The following is a 12983-nucleotide window of genomic DNA, read 5'->3' as shown; positions in this document are numbered from 1 at the left end:
CGTGTTGATGCCTGATCCACGTTTGCCGCTAAAGTAGCACGAATTATGGAATTTCATAATCAGGCGGCAGGTTGTACCTTTGCGACAGCTTCTGCTTATGAATAAAGATATTAAAATACCGCCGCTGTATTACCCGCTCTGGTTTTTCCTGAAGGGCCTGTCTTTGCTGCCGCTGCCTGTACTGCATGTGCTGTCTGACTTCCTGTACTCTGTGGTGTACTATATTGTTGGCTACCGCAAGAAGGTGGTGCTGCAAAACCTGCGCAATGCCTTTCCTGAGAAAAGTGAGCAGGAGATAAAGCAGATTGCAAAAGGCTTTTACAAGCAGTTGGCTGATGTGGTGGTGGAGACGCTGAAGCTGTCTTCGATGTCTGCGGAGGAGATGAGACGGCGGATTACATTCACAAACCAGTACCTGCTGGACGATTTGGTAAAGCAGGGTACACCTGTTCTCACCATGGGGTCTCATGCGGCGAACTGGGAGTGGGTGCTTCCGGCAGGGGCGGTGCAATTCGGTTTCCCTACCAACGGCATCTATAAGTCATTACACAATCCTTTCTTTGAGGCCTACATGCTGCACACGCGCAGCCAGTTGGGTGCCCGCCTCATAGAAATGAAGGACACCAGCCGCGATTTTGTCCGGAACAGGAAGGTGCCGCGCGTGGTGGCCATGCTGTCGGACCAGACGCCTATGCGGAGCGAGATACAGTACTGGACTACTTTCCTGCACCAGGATACTCCTTTTTATGTAGGCGCTGAGAAACTATCCAACATGTTCGGTTACCCTGTGCTTTACCTGGATGTGCAGCGCACCAGCCGTGGCCATTATACCCTTACCTTCGAGACCATAACAGATGGGACACAGCCAAAACCGGCTACAGAAGACCACTACCCCATTACAGAGGAATTCGCCAGAAAGCTTGAGGCTACTATCTGCCGCAGCCCCGCCGACTACCTCTGGACCCACAAACGCTGGAAACATAAGCGCCCGGAAGGCGCGAGTCAGGAAGCCTTTTGATTTAGAAAGTTAGGAAGTTAAAGAGTTAGAGGTTTTAAGTGATGAGATGAGAGTCCACATTTTGTATTCGTGCTGTCTTTTCACTTTTGACAATATGATCTATGCTCTCCAATACGTGGAGCGCAACTGTACTCCATTATTCTACTACAATCAACCTTTGAACTGTCTAACCTTATAACTTTCTAAATCAAAAGGCTTTCTGACTTACAAAAATTGCTCAATATCGCCTGCTCCTTCTCTTAGTACTTCAAAGTTGTTGGTGACATCCACTACGGTGGAGGCTACATTATTGCCAGGGCCGCCGTCAATTACGGCATCAACAAGATTCCTGTACTTCTCGAAAATAAGATCCGGGTCAGTGCTGTACTCAAGCACCTCATCATCATCCCGAACAGAGGTGGAGAGGATGGGATTGCCCAGTTCCTTTACCAGTTGCAGCGCAATCTTGTTGTCGGGCACCCGAATACCAACCGTTTTCTTGGTGCCTGCATACTTTGGAACACGGCTGTTGGCATCTAATACAAAAGTGAATGGCCCCGGCAAGGCTTTTTTCATCACCTTATAAGTAGGCGTGTCAATTTTTGCATAATCGGAGATATGCGTAAGATCGGAGCAGATAAAGGAAAGGTTTGCCTTGTCTGGCTTGATGCCCTTGATCAGGCAGACGCGCTCCACTGCACGGGCATTGTGAATGTCGCAGCCCAGGCCATAGATGGTGTCAGTAGGATAAATGATAACCCCGCCGTTCCGGAGAATCTCAACAGCCTCTAAGATTTTGCGCTGTTGTGGCGTGTCGGGGTGTATCTGAAGTAAAATTGCATTGCTCATCGTCTGGTTGGTCTTTTAAGAATGGGTTTTCCCTGCCGGTAAGTATAGCAGGTGTAATAACATACTTATTTATTCCCGCCAGCGTTTCATAGGCTGCTGCTGTAGAACCTGTAACTGAATGAGTAGCAGGAACTAATACTGTAGCGCTGTTGGGCATGCATAGCGTACATCGCAAAAGGAATAGCAATCGCTGCTGTCTAGCCATTTGCTGAGTATGCACTGACAGCTTTCAATCGTGATTTCAGGGACGAACAGCAAAGCGGCAGGAACAGGAAAGGTGCTGAAATTGCAAACTAAGGTAGGCAAGTCTATTTAAATCAGTCGCTCGAAATTGCCAGGAAAAGGAAGATTAGTATTAATTTTGCGCTTGAATATGAACGGGTACGGAACCTATGTTCCTGTTCTTAGCATTTTACCATCACTATGGCCCAGGAAGTAAATAGACCCATACAAAGAAGAAAGAAGAAACAGAAGAGCATGCTGCTGCCAGGCCTAATTGTGCTGTTCCTGTTTTTATTCGTGAGCTTCTCTTATTACGCGTACCAGATTGTGTATACGGCAAACGTAGAAACGAAAGACCGCGATACCTACGTCCTCATCCCGACAGGCGCTACTTACGCCGAGGCAATGGACTCTTTGGAGGCCACAGGGGTGATTATCGATAAGCTGTCGCTGCGCTTCATGTCAAAACTCATGGACTATGATGAGCTGGTGAAGCCAGGCCGTTATAAACTGGAGCACGGCTGGAGCAACCGCCAGTTGATTGGTGTCTTGCGCCTCGGGCAGCAGACGCCCCTTAACCTGACCTTTGCCAATATCCGCCTGCGTAGCCAGCTGGCAGAAAAGCTGGCCGCCAACGTGGAGCCAGGCGAGGAGGAGATAGACAGTCTGCTGAATAACCAGGCGTACCTGGCCTCGCTGGGCTTTGATACCACAAACATCGTCAGTATGTTTATCCCGAACACCTACGAGGTGTACTGGACCACTACTGCGCCTGAGTTGATGGAACGCATGAAAAAAGAGTATGACAAATTCTGGACACCAGAGCGTAAGGCAAAAGCAGATAAGCTGGGGCTGTCGCAGCAGGAGGTGTCTACGCTGGCCTCTATTGTGCAGGCTGAAACAATCAAGAACGATGAGAAGTCACGTGTGGCAGGTGTTTACCTCAACCGCCTGGATAAAGATATGCTGCTGCAGGCCGACCCAACAGTGGTGTTTGCAGTAGGCGACTTCACCATACGTCGTGTTCTGAATGCACACCTTACCTACGATTCCCCATACAACACCTATAAATACAAAGGTCTGCCTCCTGGTCCTATCAATGTGCCGAATATCTCCAGCATAGACGCCGTTCTGAACCCGGAACAGCACAGTTACCTCTATTTCTGTGCAAAAGAAGATTTTTCGGGATATCATGCCTTTGCCACTACAGTAGCTGAGCACCAGGCAAATGCACGCCGTTTCCACCAGGCGCTGAACGAGCGCAATATCCTTCGTTAAATTGTTTTAGCTTAAATTGCTACATTGTTGGTTCAGTCAGTTTAATTTGATTGAATCAACAATGTTTTATTTTAGGACTTACCTGTGCTCTTGCCGCAGGACGAATGGAAAATAAACAACTAAGCCATTCAGCAATTTAAAAGGAAAACGATCCAGTAATGTTTGAATCAGAAGTGCAGATCCGCGTGCGTTACGCCGAGACTGACCAGATGGGCTATGTATACTATGGAAACTATGCCGCCTATTATGAAGTAGCGCGGACCGAAGTTTTCAGAAAATTGGGCATCGAATATAAAGAGATGGAAGCCACCGGCACCATGATGCCGGTGCTGGAACTGAAGTGCAAGTATTTTCGCCCGGCCAAGTACGATGATATGCTCACCATCAAGCTTCTGCTGAAGAAAAAGCCTTCCGGCTCACGTATACTCTTCGAATATGAAGTATACAATGAGGGAGGCACCAAGCTGAATGTAGGTGAAACTACCATGGTTTTCGTAGATATGAAGACGGGCCGGCCAACAGCAGTACCCGAACTGATACACCAGAAAATGGATGCTTATTTTAGTGAATGAGGATAAACCAGCAATATCTGAAGCGCCGCAGGGCGTACCGCAAGTTCATCGTTTTCCTGAAGCGGTGGCGTTTTAACAACGGCCGGTCTTCAGTGTATGACATTGCAGACGTGCTGTTGGGAGAACTCCGCCTGGACTCCATCACAAAGCGGGCATCATACATGGCCTTCAACTTCACGCTGGCCATCTTTCCAAGTATCATCTTCCTTTTCACGCTTATCCCTTACATCCCCAGCGTGCTGTCACTTGACCTGAGCGAGAGCATACTAAATTTTATAGCGGACTTTATGCCGGAGGAGATGTATGCCGTTGCCTATACCACCATTGAGGATATTGTAAACAAACCACGCGGTGGCTTGCTCTCGTTCGGTTTCCTGTTTGCGCTGATACTCTCCACCAATGGCATTATGTCTTTAATGGATGCCTTCGACAAGAAGTACCATACCTTTTATAAGCGCAGGTACATGAAAAAGCGGCTGATTGCCACGGCGCTGACAGTGGTGCTGGCCCTAATTCTTTTTCTGGCAGTAGCCATTATTTTCTTTGGGCAGTGGATGCTGGATGTGCTTGTTTTCTATGAGGTGGTAACGGAAAGCTACACGTATACTTTGTTGATTATACTTAAGTACATTGCCATCGTGCTGCTTTTCCTGCTGGCCACCTCGCTTATCTACTACTTTGTGCCTGCCATAGAAGATAAGTGGCCTTTCTTCTCGGCTGGTGCAGTAGTGGCAACTGGGCTAATCTTTCTGGTGTCGATGATTTTCTCTTTCTACATCAGCGCCTTCGACAGCTACAACAAATTCTATGGTTCTATCGGGGCACTTATTGGTTTGATGATCTGGCTTGATTTCGTGTCTATGATTCTTATTCTTGGGTTCGAGATAAATGTGAGTATTGATACGGTAACAAAGCGCCTGGTGCGGAAGAGGTCAACACCTGCTATTCGTACAGCAAAAGCCTGATGTGGCTATAAAGAGCAGTTTAAAAGTCAGCCGTTGTTTTAAGGCAATGGTGGTAAAACTGTTCCCGAAGACATGTAGAATTCTTGCTTCACAATCAAGTGTTTACAATTCCAGTGCTGGAACAGTCGAAAAATTTCATCGTATAGTTTTGATAATTCAGTACGAGCCCCTACTTTTGTACACGAATTAAGAAAGAGAGTTGGCGGAGTGGTCGAACGCGGCGGTCTTGAAAACCGTTGACTGTAACAGGTCCGGGGGTTCGAATCCCTCACTCTCTGCCGGTAGCGATACCAAAAAGAGCAAAAAGCCCATAAATCGTTGATTTACGGGCTTTTTTGTTTCTGCCCCTGTTAAATCATTCAGTTTTTCTCCATCCTGAGGGGTACAATTCGGGTACCAAAAGCCAGATATGTCCCAGATACCCGCATTTATTGCAACTAATTGCTTTTCGGTAATAGGAACGCTTGCTGTATAACTTGTGGAGCCAGCAAATGAATGGTAACTTAAACAGCGAAAGCAGGAAACGAAATGGCCACTCGAATCAGCAACCTGTTCTCCGGCAAAAAAGTAAAGACCACCAGCAATAATCTGCTGCCCATCTACCTGCGCGTCACTATCAGCGGAAAGCGGTTCGGAAGGAGCATAAACCGCTACATTGCCTTGGGCAAATAATCTGTGGAGGCAGGCCGTGTGGGGGGAAATGCCAAGGAGGCAATGAGAGTAAGCATATACTTTGGACCTGCTCAGGCCCAAAGTATATGCTTACCAGCAGGAACTTCTGCAGGAGGGGAAGCCGGTGACAACAGAGACTATCAAAGATAAGTGGCTGGGCGTGTAGGAGAAACCCGTTTTGCTCCTCGGGGTCTTCCAAAAGCACAACGAGCAGGTAGAGCAGTTGGTGGGGAAGTACTTTGCGCCGGGAAATCCGATACATTTTACCTGGTCCCATGTTCCACACCCTCTTCTTTACTTAAACCGATATACATGTAACTATGACTAAAATCAATAGCCTTATCAGAAAAAGCCGCACCGCTGCATTATGGTACTTGCCCTTGCTAGTGTGCTGTTTTATGGGATGTTCCGGCAAAATTTCTGGGAAGTATGACCAGGCATCTGCTTTCCCTCAGGCAAATGAAGTTACCTTAAGCATAGATGCTTCAGACAGACACCAAACGATAGATAATTTTGGGGCCTCGGATGCATGGGCTTGCCAGTTCGTTGGCAAGTGGCCACATGAAAAAAGAAACGCCATCGCCAACTTGCTATTCAGCATGGATACAGCCTCAAATGGCCAACCGGATGGCATAGGGCTGTCTCTGTGGCGCTTTAACGTTGGGGCCGGAAGCGCGCAGCAGAGGGAGCAAAGCGGGATCCGGGATGAGTGGCGACGGGCAGAGTCGTTTTTAGGAGAGGACGGGAGCTATGACTGGCAGCGGCAGGCCGGACAGGTCTGGTTTTTGAAAGCGGCGAAGGACCGCGGCGTAAATAAGTTACTGGCTTTCCCAAACAGTCCTCCTGTTCATTTAACGAAGAACGGCAAGGCCTTCGCTTCCGAGGCTACACCAAACCTGGCACCTGAGATGCACCATGCCTACGCTGATTTTCTGGCAGATGTCGTACAAGGCGTGGAGCGGACGCACGGCATCAGCTTCGGCTACCTTAGCCCGGTAAACGAGCCGCAGTGGGACTGGAGTGATGGAGGGCAGGAGGGAACGCCCTTTTTGAATGAAGACATTGCTGGTATCGTCAGAGCACTCCAAACTTCGCTTGAAAGGAAAAGCCTCAGCACAAAAATAGACATAGCAGAGGCCGGGAAAATTAACTATCTCTATGAAGCTGCCGATAAGCCGGGTAGGGGGAACCAGATAGAGGCCTTTTTCAACAGCAGTTCTCCGCATTATCTCGGCAATCTTTCTCATGTAGGCAAAGTAGTTTCGGCGCATAGCTATTTTACAACCTCTCCTTTTGGTCAGGCAGTAACTGAGCGAAAGAAACTGGCTGCAAAAGTGGCTACAGTGCCGGGGCTGGAGTTCTGGATGTCTGAATACTGCATTCTGGGTGACAATGCTGGGGAAATAGACGGTAACAAACGGGACTTAGGCATCGACCCGGCCATGTACCTGGCACGTGTCGTGCATAATGACCTGACTGTGGCGAATGCAACTGCCTGGCACTGGTGGCTGGCTGTCTCACCCTATGATTATAAGGATGGCTTGGTGTATGTTGACAAAAATAAAACAGATGGTGCCTACTATGAAAGTAAAATGCTTTGGGCCTTGGGGAATTACAGCCGTTTTATACGTCCTGGTGCCATACGTGTCAGCGCGCAGTTGGCAGGAACGAAAGCGGGGGATGATATGCTGCTGGCCTCGTCTTACCTAGACAACGAAAAAAAGCAGCTTATCACGGTAGCTGTTAATGCCGGAACAGAACCAGTAAAGATAAAATTAGATGTGAAAGGAGTGACTATAGCCAATACCCGGCCTTATGTAACCACAGCGGAAAAAAGTATGGAACCTGGTACTCTGTTAAGCAGTGACAGTGACATCATACTGGCTCCGCGCTCTGTCACCACGCTGGTAGCTCATTTGCAGTAGGCAACATACTGCTCCCATTTACTTACCAGTTCCGGATTCTTGCTCCAGAGGAAAGCAGTACAGGTATTTCTAATTCCTGAAGAAGTTGTTTGGATTTTACATGAGTCAAGGAGAAGAACAACCATCTAAAAAGCCTGTATACATTCTGTGCAACCAAAAGCACATTCACCAGCAATATCTATACATATGAGTTAACTCCATCCTGTGACAAATTACACGCAGGTATCAGCTTAAATGGTACACAGACCAGGAACACCAATCATGCATTGCTTATGGTTTAGCCTCAAAGAGCATCTTTATTGATTATCAACTGAATGCACAAACTCCCCGTAAAGGCCACATTGCTAATTTTGCCTAGCAATGTGGCCTTTACGGGGAGTTTGTTTCTGATTTACTTCTCCTGAGTATAACCGAGGATTATTAACCTCCGTTTTAGGATTCTGATTTTAACACTTCCAACATCTTTTAATTCTTACCATTTTTCCTTTTCTGATATAGTCTCACACAGGCTGCCTCGTATCATCAGGTAAAAGGCGACCGTGTCCTGCTTTATTCCCATCGGAACGGCAGGAACCAGTTGGATGGGTTCATGAGTTTTTCTCGTGTAGCATCAGCAGCAGGATTGCCTGATTTCTGCAGTTTCGCGTAGATTTTATCTGCCAGGAAGGCAGGATCATTTCGGTGCAAAGCCACCCGTACCAGATCACCCCAACGGTTGCCTTCGTACGCTAACTCCAGTGCTGCCTCTTCAATAATCTTACCCTCGATGTAGAGCAGAGAGTCCTGTGAGGATATGTCTTCCGGAATAGTCAGGAACTCCAGGTTGGCTCTGCCTCTGATGCCGTCACTCCTGTGCCAGTTGTCGCGGAAGTAAGGCGTGTTTGAAGAGCGGAAAGCAAAATCGTAGGGAAAGGGTTGGAACGTGTCGTACTCCTGCCGCACATCTGATATGCCCGGATCATTATACGCCAATCTTCCGTTGTTCAACAGTGCCCAGGCTATTTTGTGTTGGTTGTCGCGGTTAGCTGCTTCAGCGAAACGCAGGTGCAGCAGCGCGGTGCGGTATAAAAACCACTTCCCGTTCGTCTGCAATGGATTTACCGGGTCAAAGTTATAGATATGCTTCATCACCACGGGCTGCCCGGCCTGTCTGCTCCAGGACCATCTTCCCCGCTGATCCCAGGGGAATCCATTCCGTTGTACCTGCGACTCCCACATTTCAATGGCGTGTTCGGTAGGTCTTACCAGGTAATCACCGCCAACGTTAGAGAAGAGTTTTACAAAGGGCGTCTTCTGTTGAAATCTGTTGTCAAACGGAAGAGACCAGATCCACTCTGAGTTGAACAGATTATCCTGGTCGCGGATGAACATAGACTTCCAGCCCTGGGTATTGTTGTCAATTAAAGAATAAACATCCTGGTCAGCATACCGGACATACCCTACAGAAAGGTCTTCATGCCTTGTTACATCAGCGTATTTGATTTTGTAGGAATCAAATATATCAACACCAGTAGGCATTTCCATCACTGTTTTATACTGCTCGGCAGCTTTCCGGTAGTCCCCGTTCCACAGGTACAGGTCTCCCATCAGAACTCTTTTGTTGATGAAGAACTTCTGCGTATTGTACCCATCGATAACACGGTTGAGCGTATTGAGCTCAGAATACTGCTCCTTGTATGGCAGGGCCTCCATTTCCTTAATCAGCTCCTTTATTACCTGGTCAAGGGAGAGCACCGGGAATCGCGACAAGTCTGATACGTCGTTTATCTTTGCCAGGGGATCAGTGATGTAGGGTATATTACCATAGTGGATAGCTAACTGCAGGTATAACCAGCTGCGGAGGGAAGTAACGTCGGAGTTCCTTTCATTATAATCAGCCTGCAGCATCTTGCTTTCGGCCAGCATGCGGTCAAAGTTGGTTAATATGTCGTTACAGTTCACGATCAGCTCGTAAAACGGCCGGGGGTTGGCATAGCTGTTTTCAGACGTTACAGTGTGCTGGCTCAGTTGCACCATGTCTTCCCCGGCGGCGGGGGTTACTTCCAGCAAATCGGCCCTCAGCTCATTCAGTACCACATAATGCTCTGCAAGTCCAAGGAACTTGCCGTACAGACCGATCACAGCCGCGTCGGCATCAAATTTATCTTGGTAAAACTGGTCTTGTTCAAGCGCCTTGTCAGGCTCCGCTTCCAGTAGTTTTTCGCAGGAGAATAAACACATCCCCATCATTACTACTGGAACCGTACGCATCAATGATTTGAATAATTTCTTTTTCATCTGATGATAATAAATATGAATAGTCTATTTCTTCAATTAGAGGCCAAACCTCACTCCACCCATAACGGACCGGTACTGTGGCACCAGGCCCGTATCGATTCCCTGCAGGCGTATGTCATTTGACCCGCTGAACTCCGGATCGTATCCGAGGTACTTTGTAAAGGTCAGGAGGTTGGTGCCGGTCAGGTAGATATTGGTGTATTTGATAATGTTGGTTTTGATAGGGAGCTCATACGCCAAGGTCACCGTTCGCAGGCGCAGGTAAGAGCCATCCTCAATCCAGCGGTCGGAGAAGCGGTTGTTGCCCAGCGGGTCTCCCCAGTTTGCCCGCGGCATGTCTGTTTGCTGTCCCTCTGTTCTCCAGCGGTTCAGTACGCGCGGTGTTTGGTTTTCAGCACCACTCACAGACTCAAGCTGCGCGCGGGTATAATTGTAGATGTCATTTCCTACACTGAAGGTGAAGAGAACATCCAGGGACAGGCGCTTGTACTGCAGGCGGTTTGAGAATGACCCGAAGAAATCTGGGTTGGCATTTCCTATAATGACCCTGTCCTGCGCATTTATTAGTTTGTCACCGTTCGTGTCAACAAAACGCATGTCTCCTCCTCTGAATGGCACGAGTGTGCCATCCGGCAATTTGGTATGAAAGCCATCGGCTGTTGCTTCAGCCTCTGTAGCGTAAACGCCACTGGTCTGATAGCCGTAGAACAACCCGGCCGGCTGGCCGACTCTGGTCAGAATAGTGGCACCTGCGAAACTGGTCGTCATGTTATCGGTTGGCAGGGCTGTAATCTCGTTCCGGTTGGCCGCGAAGGTCAGGCCCGCCTGCCACTCCAGTTCCCCGGTCAGGATCCGGCTGTTCAGGGCCACCTCAACCCCCTTGTTCTCCATGGCGCCAGTGTTGGCCAGCATGTACTCGAAACCGGCCACGGTGGCTACCGGCTGGTAGGTGAGCATGTTATCCGTCTCAGACTGGTACACATCCACACTCAGGCCAATGCGCTCGTTTTTGGTAGCCACATCGAGCCCTGCATTCAGCTTGCGGTTAGTCTCCCACTGCAGGGCAGGGTTGGCAATGTTGGCCCGCACCAGGCCTTGCATGCCCAGCAGGTTCTGCGACACGTACAGTTGCCTGGCCGAGTAATTGCCGATGTCGTCGTTTCCGGTGAGACCATAGCTGGCGCGCAGTTTCAGTACTTCAATAGCATCTATGTTGGCCATAAAGCTTTCAGAGGATACCAACCAGGCAGCTCCCAGCGAAGGGAACACGCCGAACTTGTAGCCAAACATGGAAATGCCGTTGTCGATTTCTTTTCCGAAGCGGGAGGAGCCATCCACGCCTATGTTAAAGGACAGAAAGTACTTGTTCAGAAACTGGTAATGTACGTTTGCATAATAGTTGAGCCAGTTCCAACGGCCTGTTCCACCTCCGGTTCTGCGGAGCGCGTTCACTCCCATGCCAATGGTCTGGAGTTCGTCTGTGGCAGAGTTGTAGCCAAAACCGTAATCTTCTTCCAGTTCGTTGTTGCTATAGCGCACTCCAACAGCACTGCTGAAACCGTGGCTACTGTTGATGTCGTGGCTATAGGAAAGCTTGGTGTCGTTGTAAAGGGAAAACAGGCGCTGCAGCTGGCTTCCCATTCTGCTGTAGGCAATGGCGTTGCTGAGCGTGTCCGCTAAAACACCTTGCCGCGGAATAAAGGTGCTTTCGCGTATCTTGTCATACGTCACCCCAACCAGCGTGCTCAGGTTCAGATTAGGCCTGAAGGAGTAAGCAGTAGACACGGAGCCAAAGAAACGGTAGTTGTTGTTCCTGAAATTTGAATTGTTGATAAGCGCCAAAGGGTTGCTGACGTTAAAGACATCGACATCAGCCAGGTTAGGGGAGGCAATACCCTCCTCCGACAGCACGTTTTTGTTCAGCAGCGGCGATTTGACTTGGCCCAGGTACAAAGGGTTGGTTTTTCTTTCAGCGCCTTCCTGCTGTAATTTGTTTTCGCTGTAAGTAAAGGCAAGGCGGGAGTTAGCCGTCAGCTTCGGCGTGATCTGGTAGTCGCCATTGAAGCGGGTCGTGTACCTGTCATAATTGGTTTCATCCACAATTCCTTTCTGGTTCATATAACCTACTGACAGCGCATACTTTGCTATGTTGTCTCCACCCGTCACACGCAGGGAATAGTTGTTGTTTATCCCGTTGCGGATGACCTGGTCCTGCCAGTCCGTGTTATTATGGTAGGTGTAATAGCCCGGACTGGTTACATTGTCATTCATGTAGGGGAGTGCCTGAATCTCATCATCTGTCAGCCCTCTGGTTTTCAGCACATCCGCCAGGTAAATGCGATAGTCGTCTGCCTCCATTACTGGTATGGACTCTGGTTTGAAGTTAACGCCTCCATAAGCCGAAAAGTCAATGCGTGTGGCCAGTTCTTTCGAGTAGGCAGTGGTAATCAGGATAACACCGTTCGCAGCCTTCGAGCCGTAAGTAGAGGCAGCATCCTTTATAAAGGTCATGTTCTCGATATCTTTAATATCGATGTGGGCGAGCGGATTTGTATAGAACCCATTGATCAGTGAGTTCCCGTTTTCGTTCATGTCGTAGATCATTCCATCCACCACTACCAGCGGCTGGTTGGTTCCGTTGAGTGAAGAAAAGCCCCGCAGGAACATGTTCGCACCCACACCCGGTGTGGCTGACCGGCGAATGACATTCAGCCCTGCCACCTGCCCCTGCAGGTAACTATCGGGCGTTTCAAAAGGGCGGCCCCATTTATTGGGCATGTTCACCGACACCACCGCGTGGGTAGTCTGGTTCAGGGGCTTCTGCCCGCCTGGCAGGTTTGCCAGGTCGTATATTGAATTGACAGATGCCTCGGTCATAGAAACAGCCAGTGCGTTTCTGCCTTTTACAGGTACCTGCTTCTGCTGCAAACCGTCTCCGGATATGGTTAAGGTAGCGTTGCCGGAAGGTACCGTGATTGTGAACGCTCCGTTATCATCGGTGATGGCCGAAGAAAAGTTTGGCACCGTTACGTTCACTCCGGGAATGGGAGCCTTACTTTTAGCATCTGTTATAACCCCTGTTATGGTTGGCCCCGTCGGCTGCACCATCGCACGGGCGGTAACAGAATCCGCTTGCTGGCCGAATGCTTCCGGCGCACAAACAGCTAAACCAAGAATGACAGCCAGCCTGCTAAATTTCTTTATAGAAGTATACATCATTGTCTCA

9 protein-coding genes and 1 tRNA gene are annotated in these 12983 nt (G+C 48.9%); 7 read left to right on the top strand and 3 right to left on the bottom strand.

The annotated features are described in order from the left end of the window. The first annotated feature begins 97 nt into the window (after positions 1-97). Positions 98-1018 (top strand): lysophospholipid acyltransferase family protein, encoded by a 921-nt coding sequence (locus ACFS7Z_RS16800; protein WP_377487000.1) that lies wholly within the window; start codon positions 98-100, stop codon positions 1016-1018. 204 nt (positions 1019-1222) lie between these two features. Here the strand turns inward: ACFS7Z_RS16800 and ACFS7Z_RS16795 are convergent, their stop codons facing one another. Continuing rightward, entirely contained in the window at positions 1223-1846 is a 624-nt protein-coding gene (locus tag ACFS7Z_RS16795; protein ID WP_377486997.1) for an L-threonylcarbamoyladenylate synthase, read from the bottom strand. Positions 1847-2269: 423 nt separating this feature from the next. Here ACFS7Z_RS16795 and mltG point away from each other — a divergent pair, with 423 nt between their 5' ends. The 6 genes from mltG (at position 2270) to ACFS7Z_RS16765 (ending at position 7480) form a co-directional block, all read left to right on the top strand. Beyond that, positions 2270-3346: an endolytic transglycosylase MltG gene (gene mltG / locus ACFS7Z_RS16790; RefSeq protein ID WP_377486994.1), complete on the top strand. Its 1077-nt coding sequence runs from the start codon at positions 2270-2272 to the stop codon at positions 3344-3346. Positions 3347-3504: 158 nt separating this feature from the next. After that, positions 3505-3918 (top strand): acyl-CoA thioesterase, encoded by a 414-nt coding sequence (locus ACFS7Z_RS16785; protein WP_377486990.1) that lies wholly within the window; start codon positions 3505-3507, stop codon positions 3916-3918. Continuing rightward, positions 3915-4883 carry a YihY/virulence factor BrkB family protein gene (locus ACFS7Z_RS16780; RefSeq protein WP_377486987.1) on the top strand — a complete coding sequence of 323 codons (969 nt, stop codon included), beginning with the start codon at positions 3915-3917 and terminating at the stop codon, positions 4881-4883. Before ACFS7Z_RS16785 ends, ACFS7Z_RS16780 begins: the two co-directional genes overlap by 4 nt. 193 nt (positions 4884-5076) lie before the next feature. Beyond that, positions 5077-5161: transfer RNA gene (locus ACFS7Z_RS16775), tRNA-Ser, on the top strand. 250 nt (positions 5162-5411) lie between these two features. Continuing rightward, on the top strand, positions 5412-5555 hold the full coding sequence (locus ACFS7Z_RS16770) for a hypothetical protein (RefSeq protein WP_377486984.1): 144 nt from the start codon (positions 5412-5414) through the stop codon (positions 5553-5555). Between the two features lie 320 nt (positions 5556-5875). Beyond that, complete coding sequence (locus tag ACFS7Z_RS16765; protein ID WP_377486981.1) at positions 5876-7480, top strand: glycoside hydrolase; 1605 nt, start codon at positions 5876-5878, stop codon at positions 7478-7480. Positions 7481-8029: 549 nt separating this feature from the next. On the opposite strand, the gene ACFS7Z_RS16760 is transcribed toward ACFS7Z_RS16765, so the two are convergent. Together ACFS7Z_RS16760 and ACFS7Z_RS16755 are read right to left on the bottom strand one after the other, a co-directional pair. Then, complete coding sequence (locus ACFS7Z_RS16760; RefSeq protein WP_377486978.1) at positions 8030-9757, bottom strand: RagB/SusD family nutrient uptake outer membrane protein; 1728 nt, start codon at positions 9755-9757, stop codon at positions 8030-8032. A gap of 36 nt (positions 9758-9793) precedes the next feature. Continuing rightward, complete coding sequence (locus ACFS7Z_RS16755) at positions 9794-12976, bottom strand: SusC/RagA family TonB-linked outer membrane protein (RefSeq protein ID WP_377486975.1); 3183 nt, start codon at positions 12974-12976, stop codon at positions 9794-9796. Between the last annotated feature and the right edge of the window lie 7 nt (positions 12977-12983).

This window comes from Pontibacter toksunensis, assembly GCF_042686245.1.
Taxonomy (GTDB): Bacteria; Bacteroidota; Bacteroidia; order Cytophagales; family Hymenobacteraceae; genus Pontibacter; species Pontibacter toksunensis.
This window is presented reverse-complemented; position numbering and strand designations above follow the sequence as displayed.